Source organism: Bradyrhizobium sp. (assembly GCF_049586575.1).
GTDB lineage: Bacteria > Pseudomonadota > Alphaproteobacteria > Rhizobiales > Xanthobacteraceae > Bradyrhizobium.
Genome location: NZ_JBAVCF010000148.1, coordinates 1 through 17573, shown reverse-complemented (window position 1 = coordinate 17573; position 17573 = coordinate 1). Strand labels below are relative to the sequence as shown.

At 61.3% G+C, this 17573-nt stretch carries 15 protein-coding genes; 4 read left to right on the top strand and 11 right to left on the bottom strand.

Annotation, left to right across the window (positions count from 1 at the left end; genetic code table 11):
- Positions 1-25: 25 nt before the first annotated feature.
- Complete coding sequence (locus tag WB528_RS05380) at positions 26-1027, top strand: adenosine kinase (protein ID WP_423887391.1); 1002 nt, start codon at positions 26-28, stop codon at positions 1025-1027.
- Positions 1028-1076: 49 nt separating this feature from the next.
- On the opposite strand, the gene WB528_RS05375 is transcribed toward WB528_RS05380, so the two are convergent.
- The gene (locus WB528_RS05375) at positions 1077-2267 is read right to left on the bottom strand and encodes a serine hydrolase domain-containing protein (RefSeq protein WP_423887390.1); all 1191 of its coding nucleotides are present in this window, start codon (positions 2265-2267) and stop codon (positions 1077-1079) included.
- A gap of 308 nt (positions 2268-2575) precedes the next feature.
- Here WB528_RS05375 and WB528_RS05370 point away from each other — a divergent pair, with 308 nt between their 5' ends.
- Both WB528_RS05370 and WB528_RS05365 read left to right on the top strand, forming a co-directional pair.
- On the top strand, positions 2576-2896 hold the full coding sequence (locus tag WB528_RS05370; RefSeq protein ID WP_423887389.1) for a hypothetical protein: 321 nt from the start codon (positions 2576-2578) through the stop codon (positions 2894-2896).
- A gap of 151 nt (positions 2897-3047) precedes the next feature.
- Positions 3048-4544: an NAD-dependent succinate-semialdehyde dehydrogenase gene (locus tag WB528_RS05365; RefSeq protein ID WP_423887388.1), complete on the top strand. Its 1497-nt coding sequence runs from the start codon at positions 3048-3050 to the stop codon at positions 4542-4544.
- A gap of 40 nt (positions 4545-4584) precedes the next feature.
- On the opposite strand, the gene WB528_RS05360 is transcribed toward WB528_RS05365, so the two are convergent.
- The 10 genes from WB528_RS05360 to WB528_RS05315 all read right to left on the bottom strand — a co-directional run bounded on the left by WB528_RS05360 (position 4585) and on the right by WB528_RS05315 (position 16857).
- Positions 4585-5166: a hypothetical protein gene (locus WB528_RS05360; RefSeq protein ID WP_423887387.1), complete on the bottom strand. Its 582-nt coding sequence runs from the start codon at positions 5164-5166 to the stop codon at positions 4585-4587.
- A gap of 332 nt (positions 5167-5498) precedes the next feature.
- The gene (locus tag WB528_RS05355) at positions 5499-7088 is read right to left on the bottom strand and encodes a hypothetical protein (protein WP_423887386.1); all 1590 of its coding nucleotides are present in this window, start codon (positions 7086-7088) and stop codon (positions 5499-5501) included.
- 122 nt (positions 7089-7210) lie between these two features.
- Positions 7211-9367, bottom strand: a complete 2157-nt coding sequence (locus WB528_RS05350; RefSeq protein WP_423887412.1) for an SLC26A/SulP transporter family protein — start codon at positions 9365-9367, stop codon at positions 7211-7213.
- 110 nt (positions 9368-9477) lie between these two features.
- The gene (locus tag WB528_RS05345) at positions 9478-10011 is read right to left on the bottom strand and encodes a GNAT family N-acetyltransferase (RefSeq protein ID WP_423887385.1); all 534 of its coding nucleotides are present in this window, start codon (positions 10009-10011) and stop codon (positions 9478-9480) included.
- On the bottom strand, positions 10008-10931 hold the full coding sequence (locus WB528_RS05340) for a phosphoribosylaminoimidazolesuccinocarboxamide synthase (RefSeq protein ID WP_423887384.1): 924 nt from the start codon (positions 10929-10931) through the stop codon (positions 10008-10010). Before WB528_RS05340 ends, WB528_RS05345 begins: the two co-directional genes overlap by 4 nt.
- A gap of 65 nt (positions 10932-10996) precedes the next feature.
- A complete protein-coding gene (locus tag WB528_RS05335; protein ID WP_423887383.1) occupies positions 10997-11914 on the bottom strand; it encodes a pirin family protein in 918 nt (305 codons plus the stop codon).
- A gap of 177 nt (positions 11915-12091) precedes the next feature.
- Positions 12092-13429: a Rieske 2Fe-2S domain-containing protein gene (locus tag WB528_RS05330; RefSeq protein ID WP_423887382.1), complete on the bottom strand. Its 1338-nt coding sequence runs from the start codon at positions 13427-13429 to the stop codon at positions 12092-12094.
- 518 nt (positions 13430-13947) lie between these two features.
- Positions 13948-15228, bottom strand: coding sequence for a flavodoxin-dependent (E)-4-hydroxy-3-methylbut-2-enyl-diphosphate synthase (ispG, locus tag WB528_RS05325; RefSeq protein WP_423887381.1), 1281 nt, complete (start codon positions 15226-15228; stop codon positions 13948-13950).
- Between the two features lie 13 nt (positions 15229-15241).
- On the bottom strand, positions 15242-16204 hold the full coding sequence (locus WB528_RS05320) for a DMT family transporter (protein WP_423887380.1): 963 nt from the start codon (positions 16202-16204) through the stop codon (positions 15242-15244).
- A 167-nt stretch (positions 16205-16371) separates the two neighbouring features.
- Positions 16372-16857: a Fur family transcriptional regulator gene (locus WB528_RS05315; protein ID WP_423887379.1), complete on the bottom strand. Its 486-nt coding sequence runs from the start codon at positions 16855-16857 to the stop codon at positions 16372-16374.
- Between the two features lie 200 nt (positions 16858-17057).
- Between WB528_RS05315 and WB528_RS05310 the strand changes: the two genes are divergently transcribed.
- On the top strand, positions 17058-17537 hold the full coding sequence (locus WB528_RS05310) for a MarR family winged helix-turn-helix transcriptional regulator (protein WP_423887378.1): 480 nt from the start codon (positions 17058-17060) through the stop codon (positions 17535-17537).
- The last annotated feature ends 36 nt before the right edge of the window (positions 17538-17573 follow it).

The window sequence follows — 17573 nt, the reverse complement described above, 5'->3', positions numbered from 1 at the left end:
TTGAACGCCTCCTCAGGACAGATACATGACCGCAGCGAAATACGACGTACTCGGGATCGGCAATGCCATTTTCGATGTCCTGGTGCAGACCGATGAAGGTTTCCTGAGCCGTCATGGCATGACAAAGGGTGGCATGTCGCTGATCGACGAGAATCGCGCGTCCGCGATTTATGGCGACATGGGACCGGCGACCCAGATGTCGGGCGGCTCGGCGGCGAACACTATTGTCGGTATCGCAAGCCTGGGCGCCCGCGCCGCGTACGTCGGCAAGGTCAGGGACGATGAAATCGGCCGTTTGTACACCCACGATATCCGCGCCGCCGGCGTCGCCTTCGAGACCAGGCCCGCAACGAACGGCCCCGCCACCGGCTGCTCCTACATTCTGGTGACGCCCGACGGCGAGCGCACGATGAACACCCATCTCGGTGCGGCGCAGGAATTGATACCGGCCGATATCGACGCCGATCAGATCGCCGCTTCAGCGTTTGTCTATCTCGAAGGCTATTTATGGGACCCCAAGAGCGCCAAAGAAGCCTTTGTGAAGGCCGCGGCGATTGCGCACAAGGCAAACCGCCGGGTCGCGCTCACGCTTTCGGATTCGTTTTGCGTCGACCGCTATCGCGGCGAGTTTCTCGAGCTTATGCGCAACGGCACGGTCGATCTGGTGTTCGCCAATGAGGCCGAGCTGCATTCCTTGTACCAAACGTCTGATTTCGAAACCGCGCTGAAGCAGTTGCGCAGCGACATCGGTCTTGCAGCGGTGACGCGAAGCGAAAAGGGTTGCGTCATCGCTTCAAAGGAAGGCGTGATGGCGGTGCCGGCGTTTCCAATCACAAAAATCGTCGATACCACGGGTGCTGGCGATCTGTTCGCGGCGGGCTTCCTGTTCGGCCTTTCGCGCGACGTCGGCCATGAGAATGCCGGGCGCCTCGGCGCGCTCGCCGCGGCCGAAGTCATTCAGCATATCGGCGCTCGGCCGCAGGTCTCGTTGAAGGAACTGGCGCGGCAATACGGCCTGCCGGTTTGATGCAATATTTCCTCTCCCCCGCTTGAGAGCGGGGAGAGGAACAATGAAGTCACGCCGCCTTTTGGCCTGCGGCATCGAGCCCCGCATAGACGCCACGTTCGAATCCTGCAAAGGCCTCCAGGCATTTTCCGTCAGCAAACGGCAACACCTGCATCAGGATGACGCCGGCGATGTCGCGCGCCGGATCAATCCAGAAATAGGTATTGGCAAGACCCGCCCAGGCTAGGCTGCCCGCGCTGCGGCCTTCGGGTGTTTTGGCGGTGTTGATCAGGAATGAAAGCCCCCATTTCTTGACCATGCCTGGATAAAGATCGACGTCGTTGGTGTAAGGAGGCGCCGCCGAAACCATCTTGGTCACAACGAGATCGCCGATATGGTTCTGGCTCATGGTGGCCACGGTTTCAGGCTTGAGTACCTGATTGCCGTTGCCTCGGCCCTTGTTGAGGATCATCTGGGTGAACTTGATGTAATCACCCGCGGTGCCGTAAAGGCCGCCGCCCCCCATGTGGAATTCCGGATTTTGTTCGAGCTCAAACGGGAAAGTCTCAAGCTTTCCGTCCGCCGCGCGCGCATGCATGCCCACGAGCCGCCTGCGCATGGAATCCGTCAACTTGAAGCCGGTGTCGTTCATGCCGAGTGGCGCAAACAGATGGTCGCGCAAATAAGCGTCCAGCTTTTTCCCGCTGATGGCTTCCACCGCTTTGCCGACAAAATCGATATTGGTGCCGTATTCCCAGCGTGTGCCGGGGTCCGAGGCGATCGGCGTTTTCAACGCGGCATTCTGGCAGGTGATGATGCCGGGGATGCCGGTCTTCGCAAGATACGTCCCCATGTCGCCGTTCCACATGTCGTAGCAGAAGCCGGCGGTGTGGGTCATCAGTTGGCGCAGGGTGATGGGGCTTTTGGCGGCGCGTAGCTTCGGTTCGCCCTTGGCGTCGAACCCCTCTAGCACTTGCGGCGCGGCAAGATCGGGCAGCAGCTTGCCGATCGGCGCCTCAAGGGAGAGCTTGCCTTGCTCGACGAGCTGCATCGCAGCCGCGGTCGTGACTGCCTTGGTCATCGAGGCGATCCAGAACACGCTGTCCGTCGTCATGTTGTCGGGCTTGGACAGGTCGCGCTTGCCGAACGCGCCTTGATAAATGACCTCCTTGCCGGTGGCGGCTACGGCGACGACGCCGGGAATTTCCAAGGCATCGCTTTTCTGGCGCAAGATCTGGTCGATCTGGGCTTTGCTGTGCATGGGGTTCCTCCAGGTTATTTTTTGAAGCGGTTAATCTTCCTCCCGCGGGTTCCATGCCGCAAGAGCGGGTCGCGATCTCGTGATCGGCGCTCAATCAGCCTGTGGATCAAGGCAAAACCGCCATAATTTTCGACGAATCTCGCCGCATTGATGGCGGCATCAGGTTCAATGCCGCCATCGAAGCGACGGGGCGCGCAACCAACTTCCCAGTAATGCGTTCAGATCAAAGCAAAAATGCAGCATGAATGTTGCATCTAGCCCTCGATTGGATCAAATGAACCGGGGGTGGGTGCGTAAAAGGAAACGTGATGATCTCGACCTGGAGCGAATGGAAACGATACCCGCGCGTTGGGCGCGGCGAAAACCTCGAAGCTCCGATCTCGCCCGGAATTTACGAAGTTCGCTTTGCCGCAACCGGCGCGCTGCACTCTTTTGGCGCCGCCGATAACGTTGCCCAGGCGTTGGCGCTGTTGCCTGCCGGTTCCAGATCGTGGTTCAGCCGCCGTGGACCTGCGAAAACGCCAGATCTCGAATATCGCACCTGCGCAACGTCCACCAAGGCGGACGCCAAGGCAGCGGCGGACCGCATGATCGGCCGACGCGAAACCTATATGAGCGGCGCTGCCTGATTGCGGCCAATAAGCCGCCTCGCGACCCCTCGTTCCTTGCCTTGCAAATTTGTTTGATAGCGTTTGTCTAAGCGCGGGCGGTGCATCGCGGCTGTTTTCGGCCTATATCCCCGCGTGAAAGCCAATATCAGAAAATTTGAGGAGTTGCGCCATGACCCCGACCGCCGCTGCACGCGCGTCCCAATCCTCCGCCCGGACGTTGCGGGATCGTCTGAAGGATCCCTCGTTGCTGCGCGAGCAGTGCTACATCGATGGCACCTGGGTCGGGCAGCCCGAATTCCCGGTGATCAATCCCGCCACCGGCGTCGAGCTTGCGAAAATCGCCCAGTTAGGCGCCGCCGACGCGACCCGCGCGGTTGAGGCTGCTGAGCGAGCGTTCCCGGCCTGGGCGAAGCTCACGGCCAAGCAGCGGTCGAATATCCTGCGCAAATGGTTCGAGCTGATCGTCGCCAATCGCGAGGATCTGGCGCTGATCCTGACCTCGGAGCAGGGTAAGCCATTGTTCGAATCGCTTGGCGAGGTCGATATCGGCGGCGCCTATGTCGAGTTTTTTGCGGAGGAAGCGCGCCGCGTCTACGGCGAGACCATTCCGACCCAGAAGAGCGATGCGCGACTGATCGCGATCAAGCAGCCGATCGGTGTGTGTGGCGCGATCACGCCCTGGAATTTCCCGAGCTCGATGATCACCCGCAAGGTTTCGCCGGCGCTTGCGGCCGGCTGCACCGTGGTGCTCAAGCCTGCCAATGAAACGCCGCTTTCCGCATTGGCGCTGGTGGCGTTGGCCGAAAAAGCAGGCGTGCCAAAGGGCGTCTTCAACGTCATCACCGGCGATGCGCCGCCGATCGGGCTCGTGCTCTGCGAGCACCCCGCGGTGCGTTTCGTCGGCTTCACCGGGTCGACCGAGGTCGGCAAGATTCTCTACAAGCAGGCTTCGGTCGGGGTGAAGAAGCTCGGGCTCGAGCTTGGCGGCAACGCGCCGTTCGTGGTGTTTGACGACGCCGATATCGATGCCGCGGTCGAAGGCGCGATGGTCTCGAAGTATCGCAACATGGGCCAGACCTGCGTCTGCGCCAATCGCATCTACGCCCAGGACAAGATCTACGATCAGTTCGTCGAGAAACTCTCGAAGAAGGTCGCGGCGATGAAGATCGGCGACGGTGCCGAACAGGGCGTCACCCAAGGGCCTCTGATCAACATGGAAGCGATAGACAAGGTCGAGCGGCATATCGCGGACGCCGTCAAAGGCGGCGCCAAGGTCGTGACCGGCGGCAAGCGCCACTCGCTCGGCCGTACCTTCTTCGAGCCCACTGTGCTCGCCGACGTGAAGGCGGATGCGCTGGTGTCGCGCGAGGAAACCTTCGGGCCGGTCGCACCGGTGATCCGCTTCAAGGAAGAAGCCGACGTGATTGCGATGTGCAACAAATCGCCGTTCGGGCTCGCCTCCTATTTCTACGCCCGTGATCTCGGCCGCGTTTGGCGGGTGGCGGAAGCGTTGGAGTCCGGCATGGTCGGCGTCAACTCTGGTTTGATCACGACCGAGGTCGCGCCGTTCGGTGGCGTCAAGGAATCCGGCCTCGGCCGCGAGGGCTCGCACCACGGCATGGAAGAATATCTCGAGATCAAATATGTGATGATGGCGGGCATCTGACGGCGTTCGCCGGCAACGAGGCTGCGTCAGGATCAAAGCCCTAAAGCCCCAGCGTCACTTCGGCCCAGTGCACGATAACCTCGCTGTTGAGGAATGCGATGACACTGGGCTCAAGCGCCTTGGGGCCGTCATGCGCAATGGTTGCGGTTGCGACAATGGCATCGCAGCGATCGTTGAACGCAATCGCCAAGACCGAACTTGCGGCGTGATAGGGCTCGGTGACGGTGTAGGCGCGGCTGCGGCCCTTCATCCATGCAATCTTGATCTCGTGGCCGGGACCCAGGACGGCAGGCTTGTCGCCCATCAGGTTGAAGTCGCTCAGGCGGTCGAGTTCGTTGTCATCCGAGACGCCGGTCAGGCAATTGCAAAAGCCGATCTTGGGGCGGATGTAGACGTCGACCTCGACGCCGCAATCGGCGGACCCGCAACGAAAGGCTTTGCCCTCGCCCCACTCGTCGGTTGGAAACGGCCACCGAATTTCCGTGAACTTCGGATGGCTCGGGGGTGTCAGTGCCTTGCTCTGAACCAGCATCGGCCAGCCAAAAAATGCCGACAGGCCCGCGAACGCACCGAGCGTAAGGCCCAGGATTACGGCAACAGCGGTGGTTCGGCTTCCGCTCATGCGCTAGTGGTCCAATTCTAACATTCGCATCCCTTCTCAGCGGTCACTTTTGCGAATGTTAGAATCAAAAGGACCACTAGCAAATATAAGTTTTCTAGTGCAGTTTCGGATTGGACATTCGCCTGAAGAGCTCGCACCCGGATGGGTAGCGAATGTCAAATCCACTCCACTAGTGCGGCGAATTTGAAGTTCCTATCAGTGTTGCGGCAATCGCTTTAGAGGAACTTCAAATTCAAGGCCGCACTAGAACCAATAAGTTACTAGAGCTCCTTTGATTCCGAAGCTCGCATCGGAGGTTGCCGCGATACCGTGCGAACTTCGGAATCGGAGCTCTAGTTGCTTGCGACGAAAGCCCGCGCCGCGGCAAGCGTTGGCCGGTCGGAATCCGAACCTGATGCAAGCGCAACCAACTTTTCATAATTGGTCTTCGCGGTCGCCGTGTCGCCAAGTGCCTGTGCTGCTTTGGCCGCACCGAGATAGCCATTGAAACGGTTCGGCTCCTTGGCTTTTGTCGCCTCGAAAGCGGCAAGCGCTTCCTTGGCCATGCCGCGGTCGAGCAGCATGAAGCCATACAACTCACGCGCCGGCGCCAAGGGCCCGGGCGTGACCGGCGCTTTTTCGGTCTTGTTGTCCTCGGCGTCCGCCGCTGCTGCCATGGCCTTCAGCGCGTCATCATATTTGCCGTCGGCGTAGAGGATCCAGGCGTTTGCGATCTGCTGCTCGACATCGACCTGCGTCGCCCAATAATCGCTCTTGGCCGCGCGCAAGCGATCGCGAAGTTCGACAAGCTTGGCGAGGTCGGCTCGCGCAGCCGTAACGTCGCCGGAGCGGGCCGCGCCGATTGCGCGCGCGAAGTAAGTGATCGCCATCACCTGAGGAAACTTGCTCTGGATGACGTCGAGCTGGGCTGCACCCTTCCAGTCGCCCCGTTCGATCATATAGCGGGCAGGGGCAGCGGCATGAGAAAAAGCGCCCCCAAAGGAATCGGCACTTACGTTTGTGGTCTCGATTTGATCGACGGCGCTACGTGCCTCCCGGTCCTGTCCAAGTTGCAGATAGGCGTAGACCAGATAATCCCCGGCATGCAGTTGCTCGCCGGCTTCGTGGGTTGCCTGGGCCGCGCGCACCGAAGCACGATTGGCCGCAATCGATTCTTTCCAGTAGCCGACGCGTGTGAAAATATGCGACGGCATGTGTTGAGCATGCGGCGCCTGCGGCGCAATTTTGGCGTAGCGGAGCGCCGCCGGCAGTCCTTTGGCCGCGATCGGTGGATAATCGTAAAGGTGGATCAGATAGTGGGCTATGCCCGGATGCAGCGGCTGGCGCTGCCAGATCGGTTCGAGAATCGCGGCGCCCTTGAGCTGGTTGGCGTAGGTCTTGTCGGCAGGTGAGGCGGCTACATTCAGCGTGATGGCATAGAAGATCTGCGCCTCGTCGTCGTCGGGATATTTCGCGGCGAGCGCTTCCATTTTCTTCAAGTATGACTGCACGCGCGTCTGCTGCGGGACCTTGTCGTAGTCGACATACATCACCGACAGCGCATCGATATAATCGCGCTCGCGCTCGCTTTTCGCGCCGGTCTCTTTGGCTTTATCGATTGCCGCGAGCCCGAGCGGGAGATTGGGCGCGGGAATTGCGCTGTGCGGATTGTTCAGCAGCGACAGCGCGATGCCCCAATAGGCGATGGCGCAATCGGGGTCAGCCTTGATCGCCTCCTCGTAAATCTCCTTCGACTGGGCATACCAGAACGAATGCTGGTAACGCATGGCGCGGTCGAACCGCCGCTGCGCGACCTCGTTGCAGGTTGTCGCGAAATGCACCTTGCCCAGCTTCTGGTCCGCTTCGTCTTGCGCCAGTGCGGGCGAGCAGGCTCCGAACGTCGCGCTGGCGGCAAGGGTTGCGGCAAACCAAAATTCGCGCATGATGTTCCCCCGTGTTCCGGAGAGAGCGTGAATTTGACCCGGATACGTCCAGCGATAATAAGCCGTAACGGCCGCGTTCTCAACGCGCAGGCTCGGATGTTTTTGATCATAATAGACGCGACCTACCGGCGTAGGACGCCGATCAGGCGATTGGCAAAGGTCAACCGCTCGGCCATCACCAGAACGAAATATGTCAGCAGTTTCTGGCTGAGCGCCGGGTTTTCGGTCTTGATCGCCTCGAACTGGTCGACGCTCAGGACATAAAGTACGCTTGCGACCTCGGCCTGGATGGTGGCGTTGCGCGGGGCGCGGGCCACGAGGCCCATCTCGCCGACGGTGGTGTAACGGCCGAGACTTCGCACTCGCGTCAGGCCGCCGTCGCCCGCCGGGATCATGACGCCAACGCGCCCGTCGAGAATGAAATGCATGGAATTGGCGGCATCGCCGGCGTTGACGATAATCTCGCCGGCGCGGACCTCCAGGCGCTCGCAACGATGGATCAGTTCCATCGCGCCTTCCTCGGATCCGAGAATGCGCACAAACCAGTCGCGCAATGAGGCTTCCTCGTCGTCGCGGCCTTCATGCTGCGCAATGATCTCGTTCTCGCACCACTCCAGGGCGTGATCTAGCTCCGGCACGATGCTGACGTCCGGCGAGACGAACTCGCTCGAACGCAGCGTCTTTTCCGTCGACGCCTGAAGGTTGACCAGAACCAGCCTGATGCCGCGGTCACTCGCCGTGCGCTTGATCTGCGCGAAACTATAGGCCGCGGAGGAGTCGATACCGGTCACCAGCTTGAAGTCGAACAGCAGGAAGCGGCATTCCGGGTGACGCGCCAGCAGCGCCTTGACATGCTGATAGAGCCGATTGGCCGAGCCGAAGAACAGATAGCTTTGCAGGTTCAGGCCCTGGATGCTGCCGCCATGCGCCGACAGCACCGTCAGCTCCTCGCGGGAGCGATCGAGCGAACTTCGGTATTCGGAACCATCGAAACTGAATTTGATGGAATCGATGCGCGAGGCGCTCAAGGCAAAGGTCGCGCAGCCGATGACGACGCCGATCAGGATGCCGGCAATGAAACCCCATTGCACGATGATGACGATGATCGCCAGCAGCGACAGATATTCGGTGAAGGAAAGCCGCCGCCGCGACTGAATGATCCATTTGTGGAGCCCGTCGGCGCCGAGATAGATCAGGAGGCCGCCGAGCACGAATTTCGGCATATAGCCGAGGAGGGAGGGAGCAAAGACCAGCATCAGCAGCGAGATCGCCGCTACCGTCAGCCCCGACAGCGGGCCGGTGCCGCCGCTGTTGAAGTTGAGGACGGAACGGCTGATGGAAGCGCAGCCGGGGTAGCCTCCGAAAGCGCCGGTGAGGATGTTGGCAAGGCCGGTGATGTTGAGCTCGCGCTCCAGGTTGGCTTCACGATGTGTCGCGACTTCGATGCCGGTGACATTGAACAGCGTGCTCGATGCCGTGACGAAGATGACGGCAATCAAATTGCCGGAAAGGTCCGGCAGCAGATGCCAGGGATACGCCCGAAGCGCATCGACGCTCCACGGTGACATGAAGGTCACGCCGGGTGGCGGCTGAAAGGTCCAGCCGGCGGCCTGTGCCTCCACCGGCGACAGGCCGGCCAGCCGGAACACGACGTGGGCCGCGATCACGCCGCCGATAAGAATGGCCGGCAGCCCAAACGACGAGCGAGAGCGGTGCCAGGTCATATAAAGAATCAGCGCCATGGCACAGGCGGCCGCGAGCTTGGACAGCGTGAGTAGATCTCCGAACTGACCGAGTGTTGCAAATTGCAGTCGATAGCCCGTGATCACGCGAACCGCGCCGAGCAGGATCAGGCAGCCGGTTGCGCCGAGAAACCCGCCGACCACCGGATAGGGCACATAGCGGATCGCGCGGCCCATGCGCGTCATTCCGAAGCCGCACAGCACGAGGCCGGTCAGGATGGTCGCCATGGCAAGCGTGATCAGGACCGGTGCAAGCAACGGCGCGGACGGGTCGGCCGCCACGATGCGCTCCACCATGGACGAAGCCAGGATGCCTGTCATGGCTGCGGTCGAGCTTTCAGGCCCCGAAACGGCAAAGGGCAGCGAGCTTCCGGCTGCGATCACACCGGCGAGGATGGCGGATGAGATGAACGTCGCGGCGACGCCATAAGATAGAAAAGGCGTAAGCGGTCCAGCGAAGATCAGGAGCGCATACGACAGTCCGAAGGTGACGGTCAAAACGCTGGCGGCGCTGCCGCCCAGAATATCCTTCAGCATCGCACGTAGCGCGCGCTTCGGACGGAGACTGATCGACTGAGTGGTCACGCCTGCGTTTCCCCCGAAACACTGTCCTCAGTCGTAGACGAGTGCGACATGTGGAGACAAGGTCAATTTTTGCGGCCGCAAGCCTGGCGCTCCATGACCCAGCGCGTTACCGCCTGGTGAAAATTGAGCGGGCCCGGCACGGTCATGTGCGTCTTCAGGTATTTGAACCCCGCTTTTTGCAGCGTGCGATTCGGCGCGACATTGAAAGCATTCGGTTCGCAGAACAGGCGCTTCAATTTCAGCCGCTCGAAATAGATGTCGGCGCTTTGCCGGACGCATTCGGCGCCGTAGCCCCGGTTTCTGCGCTCAGGGTCGACGACGTGCAGGTGCATGTTGGCTTGTTCGCCATAGGCGATCTTGTCGGACGTCGAAAAGCCGAGGGGCTGGTTATCGCCAAGCCAGATGACGACAAGCGAGGCGCGCTGTTCGATCGGCCTCGCCCGGTCGCGCTGGAAACGCTCGCGCCAGCTGTCCGGGGTCGGCAGGCGTGTGGGGTCGACGCCGAGTGTTTCCAGATGTTCCGGGGTCGATTTGAAGAAATAGTCGATGACGATGCCGAATTCGGAATCGGTCATCTCCCTGACCGTCGTCGTCACCGATGGGCTCTCTTCAACTCGTGGCCGGTGACGCGGCGATAGGCATCGAGATAGCGTTGGCTGGTCGCGTCTACCACGCTTGCGGGCAGCGGCGGCGGCGGAGCCTCGCCGTTCCAGCGGCCGGCGCGGCGTTCGATATCGAGATAGTCGCGCAGCGGCTGCTTGTCGAAGCTCGGCTGCGGTTGACCTGCCTTATAGACGTCCACCGCCCAGAACCGGGAACTGTCGGGAGTCATCACCTCGTCAATCAGGATGATACCGCCATCGGCGTCGCGGCCGAATTCGAATTTGGTATCGGCGATGATGATGCCGTGCTCGCGGCTGAGCCGTTCGCCGAGCGAATAGACCGCGCGCGTCATGCGCTCCAGCGTATTCGTCGCTTCCTCGCCGATGATCTCGCGCATCCGCGCCACCGTGATGTTTTCATCGTGGCCGGTTTCGGCCTTGGTGGCCGGGCTGAAGATCGCCGGCTCGAGTTTGCCGCTTTCCAGCAAACCGGACGGCAGCTTCTCGCCTGCGAGCGTGCCGGACGCGGCATATTCCTTCCAGGCCGAGCCCGACAGATAGCCGCGGATCACGCATTCGATCGGAAATACGGTGGTGCGCTTGCACAACATCGCACGGCCCTCAAGCGAGGCGCGGTGGTCTTTCAACGCCGGGACTTCGCCGATAATGGCGTCGGCGTCGGCGCTGATCATGTGATGCGGCACGACAGAGCCGAGCTGGTTGAACCACCAGGCGCTGATCTGGGTCAGCACCGCGCCCTTCATCGGGATCGTCTCGGCCATCACCACGTCGAAGGCGGAGATGCGATCGGTGGTCAGGAGCAGCACGCGATCGTCGCCGACGGCATAAATATCGCGAACCTTGCCGCGGCCGATACGTGGCAAGGGCAGGTCGCTCGCAAGCATGGTGGTCATGAAACCTTACCTTCGAAGACGGTCACACGCGAAACACGCGCCTACAAGATCGGGATCGAGACGGCTCACTCCGGCAACGGAATGAATTCGTGCTCGCTGGGGACGGCAGCAAAGCGGCCGGACTTCCAGTCCTGCTTGGCCTGCTCGATCCGCTCTTTACTGGATGACACGAAATTCCACCAGATATGACGCGGCCCCTCGAGGGCATCTCCACCGAGAAACATCATGCGTGTCGGCTTCAACGTCTTGACCGTGATGCGGTCGCCGGGTCGAAAAACCAAGAGGCGTGGCCCTTCATAGCGCTCATTGGCGATCTCGACCGCGCCATCGACGATATAGATGGCGCGCTCTTCGTGATCGGCATCGAGCGGCACGCTGGCGCCTTGCTCCGCCGTCACCTCGACATAGAACCAGGGAGAGACCATCGTGACTGGCGATGTGACGCCGAACGAACTGCCTGCGATGACGCGCGCGGTGACGCCGTGATCTCTGACGACCGGAAGATCGGCAGCCGCGTAATGCTGGAACGTCGGCGCGATTTCTTCCTTGCCAGCCGGTAGCGCGATCCAGCTTTGCAATCCGAGCATCTTCTGGCCGGTCCGGCGTTGCAGGTCCGGCGTGCGCTCGGAATGGGCGATGCCGCGCCCCGCCGTCATCAGGTTCATCGCGCCCGGCTGGATTTCCCTGACATTGCCCTCGCTGTCACGGTGCATGATGCTGCCGTCGAACAGATAGCTGACGGTCGCCAGCCCGATGTGGGGATGCGGGCGCACGTCCATGCCCTTGCCCGACATGAACTGCACCGGTCCGAAATGGTCGAAGAAGATGAAGGGGCCGACCATCTGCCGCTTGCCGTGCGGCAACGCGCGGCGGACCTCAAATCCGTCGCCAAGGTCGCGGGTGCGCGGCACGATCACAAGCTCCAGCGCGTCGCAGGACAGGGGATCGCCAAGGATCGGATCGTTGGAGGGCTGCCAGCTCATGGGGTTTTCCGTTGTTTGTTAAAAGTCGTTGCGTGCCGAGGCGATTGCATATGGCTCTCTCTTATCCCTCTCCCTTGTGGGGAGGGTCGGCGCGGGTTCCGCACCCTGGCCTTCGCTTCGGCCTTCCCTCCCGACGCTTTCGCGGGGGAGGGATCAAGCGCATCTTGCCAAAAACTTTCATTCCGCAGCCGCAGTGCGTCGCCGGCCGACATAACCGGTGGCATCGCCAAATCGCTCCACCATTACAGCCGCCAGGTCTTTGGCCTTGTGTGTCACGCAACCGCCGGAGCGCACCGCGTAGCGATCCTGATGCGTCAGATGCGAAGGCGGCGTGCCCGCTAGCAGCGCGCGCGCCGTATCCATGATCAGTTTGCGAAAATGCATGATGCCGAGATCGGTCGGCCCGAGATGCTCGCGGCTGCGATCGGCGATCGGTCCCTGGCTGTCCTGCACGGCCGCGTCCTGCTCCGAGACGCCCTGGATGCCGGTATAGCTCCTGGTTTTCTGAAGCTTGCGGTCGATCAGATAGTCGTTGGACTTGTTTCGCAGCGGCACGTAATTCTCGTCGACCACGGCCATCACGCCGTTACCGTTGGTGTAGCCTTCGCGCTCGGCTGACGTCAGCGGGCGCTCGGGATTCCACGCATAGGTGTAGATCCAGCAATTGGTGTCGGTGACGGGAATAAAACTCTGGCCAAAAATATTCTCGCCGGGCATCGAGCTCGGCGCGTAGCTATGCACCGGCATCAGGTATTGAGCGATACGCCAGTAGATATTGTCGCTGCCGGTAAGCCGGCCGCCCGCGATCACGAGTCCTGCGTCATGGGCGACGGTCTTGATGACGGGGCGCGGGTCTTCGGCGATCCAGCGCATCTGGTCGGTGTTCATGCGCGCCAGCGGATTGACGAAGTGTTTCTTGATTTCGAGGATTTCGTTCTCTTCCTTGTCGAAGCTTAAGTGCGCGAAAGTGAAGTGCGCGGTATCGATCGAGCCCTCGAGTGCCTGCACCCAGTTGCAGTCCTGCCATTTCTTGGTGACGTAGCGGTGCGAGGGCGGCACCAGCGCCATCTCCAGGTCTGGCAATTCCGGCACCGCGCCCGCCGGTCCCATATAGGCCCACACCATGTCGCCCCATTCGCGTACCGGATAGGACTTGATGCGGATCAAATCCCTGGCGTTGAGATCGGGATAGGAGGTCGGCATGTCAACGCATCGGCCATCGGTGTCGAATTTCCAGCCGTGATAGACGCAGCGGATGCCGCATTCCTCGTTACGGCCGAGCCAGAGATTGGCGCCGCGATGCGGGCAATACTGGTCGATGACACCGACCACGCCCCGGCTGTCGCGGAAGGCCAGCAACTCCTCACCCATCACGACGATCTTTTTCGGGGCGCCATCCGGCTCGGGCAATTCCTTCGAGAGCAACACCGGGAGCCAGAACCGCCGCAGCAGTTCGCCCATCGGTGTTCCCGCGCCGCTTTCGGTGAGGAACCTGTTGTCTTCCGCGCGGAGCATGGGGGATCCTCCGGGAAATCTGCTTTGGCACAAGCTTGGCGCAGGACCGGTGAGGCGTCAACGCAACTTGTTCTCGCGGCGCGATCCGCGTCCGAGTTGTGCATGATCCGACCCGCCCCCGAAACAGAGGGATCCGCCCCCGAAAACAGAGGGCGTGGGGAATGCCCCGTGCCCATTGCACCCGCAGATGGGGTAGCGGGCCTCTTGGCCCTGCGGGCGGTCGTCCCTCACATGATGGTGTGACGGAGTCGAGGACTGGCCTCGCTCCAAATTGCGCTGGTGCCGGTGTTCGCATGTAGCAAACCGAGCGGGACGCCTGCGCCGCCGCTGTCCGTGAACCAAAGTTTTACGCCGGGGATTTCGGCGAAGGTGCCAGAGAGCGAATTGTCGCTAGCATCGGCGGCCTTGGTTGTTCGGATTCCCAAGGTTACCGCACCCATGCGCCGGCCAGAAACGCGCGCCGCTTGATCATCTGGTCTCCCCGAACGCCGCCGCCCGTGCGTCCGGCCGCGCGAAGTTTACTCCGCAGCCGCGGTCGGCTTGGCGCCCGCGCCATAACGCTGATCGATGTAGTCGATCACCAGCGCCTTGAAGTCGTTGGCAATGGTCGGTCCGCGCAGGGTGCGAAACTTCTTGCCGTCAACGAATACAGGTGCTGCCGGCGCCTCGCCGGTGCCGGGCAGCGAGATGCCGATATTGGCATGCTTGGATTCGCCGGGACCGTTGACGATGCAGCCCATGACAGCGACGTTGAGTTCTTCGACGCCGGGATAGCGCGTTTTCCAGCTCGGCATTTCATCGCGGATGAAATCCTGGATCGAACGCGCCAGCTCCTGGAACGTGGTCGAGGTGGTGCGGCCGCAGCCGGGACAGGCCGCGACCAGCGGCACGAAGGTGCGGAAGCCCATGGTCTGCAGCAGTTCCTGCGCAACCTGCACTTCCAGCGTCCGATCGCCGCCGGGTTCGGGCGTCAGCGAAATCCGGATGGTGTCGCCGATGCCTTCCTGCAAAAGGATTCCGAGCGCAGCCGACGAGGCAACGATGCCCTTCGAGCCCATGCCGGCCTCGGTGAGCCCGAGATGGATGGCGTAATCCGAGCGGCGGACGAGTTCCTGATAGACCGCGATCAGATCCTGCACGGCGGATACCTTCGCCGACAGGATCATCTTGTTCTTGGGCATGCCGAGTTCTTGCGCGCGCCCCGCCGACAACAGCGCCGACTGCACCATGGCCTCGCGGGTCACCGCGCGCGCATCGCGCGGATTGGCGGAAGCCGTGTTCTCGTCCATCAGCTTGGTGAGCAGCTCCTGATCGAGCGAGCCCCAATTGGCGCCGATGCGCACCGGCTTGTTATTCTTGTTGGCGATCTCGATGATGTCGGCGAACTGCGTGTCGCGCTTGTTCTTGAAGCCGACGTTACCGGGATTGATCCGGTACTTGTCGAGCGCCTCGGCGCAGGCCGGATAGTCCGCGAGCAGCTTGTGGCCGATGTAATGGAAATCGCCGATCAATGGCGTCGTGATGCCGCGCTTGCGCAGGCCGTCGCGAATATGCGGAACGGCGGCGGCGGCTTCCTCGCGGTCGACGGTGATGCGCACCATTTCCGAGCCCGCGCGCGACAGCGCCGCGACCTGGGCGATGGTGCCCTCGATATCGGCGGTGTCGGTATTGGTCATCGACTGCACGACGATCGGCGCGCCGCCGCCGACGGCGACATTGCCGACCATGACTTGCGTTGTTCGATGCCGCGCCTGGGGGCCGGCGACGTCGTTTTCGGGCGGTTTTACGGGCTGGTTCATGGGGTCTCGAATATCAGGTTTTTGTGACAGTCAGCAACGGATCAATGGGAACCGTGACTCCGGGATTAGGCCGATTAACGAGGTAAAGCCCGGCGATCACCAGAAGCGCCGCGGCGCCAAATACCGGGGTTAGCGTATCATGCAGGATGAAATAGCTAGCCACGACGCCAAACAAAGGGGTGATGAAGGTAAATGCCGACAATTTGCTGGCCGAATAGGTCTTGACCAGCCCAAACCAGAGCAAAAACGTTAATCCCACCACCCATGCCGCCTGATAGACCATCAGCGAGACCGCTAGGGAGCCGGGAAAGCGGGTCATGGTTTCGCCGGAAACAAAGGCGGCCAGGGCCAGGATCGGGATCGATACGGCCACTTGATAAATCAGCGCTTTTTCGGGCGGGGCTTCGATCAGCCGGGTTGCCTTGACGAGCAAGGTGGTAGCCGCCCACAGCGCGCCGCCGCCGACGATCAGGAGATCACCCCAGAGCACATCGGCATCGACATTGGCCTGGGGGACCCCGATTGCGAGCGCAACGCCTGCAAAACTCAAGGCGAGCCCTGCCCATTGCGAGGCGCGCAACCGCTCGCCCAGCCATCGATACGAACCCAGCGCGACAAAAAACGGCGCGGTATAGAGAAAGACCACCGCGCGCGAAGCCGACGTCAACAACAGCCCGCGATAGATCAGCACGAATTCGCATCCGAACAGCACGCCAGCGAAAAGGCCGGCGCAAAGCGTGCCGTCATGGCTGAAGAGTTTCACGCCGCGGAAGCGGGCGATCAACAGCAGCACGGGCAGGGCGCCGATCGAGCGTATCGTGCCTTGCAGGAGCGGCGGGATGTCGGGCAGCGCCAGCTTGACGGCGATCTGGTTGAATCCCCAGCTCACGCACAGCATCAGCATCAATGCAACTGCGTGCGGGCTGAGCGATCGCTCCGCCGATACGAGTGGAGTGGATTTGACATTCGCTGGCATCTAGCCGCGAGTCCGATAAGCGAATGTCAAATCCGAAACTCCACTCGAATCCATTTTTTGCTGGTGGTCCTTTGATTCCAACATTCGCAAAAGGGCACGCTGCAAAGGGGGGCGAATGCTAGAATTGGGCCACCGGTCGGCAATTTTTCTGAACTCATGAGGTCTTGTTAATTCTGACAGTGGACGCAGACGCCGGTTATTTCGACAATCGACATCCGCGGCGTGAATCCGGTCGCGCGCGCCGAGGTTTGAAGGCTTTGGGCGATTGGCGCCACCGGTATTTCACCGACCAAGCCGCAACGTTCGCATATCAGGAATGCTACCATCGCGGTCTCGTCATGGTCGTGCGCGCACGCCAGAAACGCGTTGCGGCTTTCGATGCGATGGACGAGTCCGTTCTCCATCAGGAAATCGAGCGCGCGATAGACCGTGATCGGGGCCGGACGCTGCATGGTTTTCGCCAAGGCTTCGATGACTTCATAAGCGCCGAGCGGCCGGTGGCTGGACAACAGCGCCTCCAGTACATGGCGCCGGATTGGCGTGAACTTCTGCGAGTGACGTGCGCATATCCGTTCGGCATGCCGCATGGCATCCGCTGTGCAGCGTCCATGATCATGGTCGGGGGCAGGGAATGTCGGTTTGGCCGAGGTCATTGAGCCAACCTAGCATTTTGCAGGATGAACCAAAATCCCGTAGCGCGGAAAACCTCGCGGCGACACTGCCCTAGAGGTTGCTTAGCCATGCCGATTTGAGGGGGCAGGGCCGCAGCAGCCCGGGAATTAAAAATTAGCGCGGCCGTTTAAAAATTCATAAGCAAGCTTATTATATCCAAAGCTTATCGATGGAACCCATCATGCCCCGCGGCCCCGTGGATATGAATTTTCTGTTTACGCTCGGCGAGTTGCAGCGGCTGGTGCGCGCCTATGCCGACCGGCAGGCCGCGCGCTACGGCATTACCCGCGCGCAGTGGGCGGTGCTGGCCAAGGTCGAGCGTTTCGAGGGTATGAAACAGACGGAACTCGCCGAACAAATGGAGATGCAGCCGATTACGCTGACGCGTCTGATCGACCGGCTCTGCGCCAATGGCTGGATCGAGCGCCGCAGCGACGACAGCGATCGCCGCGTCAATCGGCTTTACCTGCGCAAGGCGGCGCGGCCGCTGCTCGCCAAGCTGACCGGCCTGAAGTCCGAGCTGACCGCAACTGCGCTTGATGGCATCAGCGCGTCGGACGCGAACCGGCTTCTCGCCCAGTTAGAGGCAATCAAGGAAAACGTCCGCAATGCGATTGCGGCTGCAGAAGAAGATGCAAGGAAAGAATCGCGCTATGGCTGAACCGGTATTGAAATTTCCACCCGAGCAGAAGGGCGC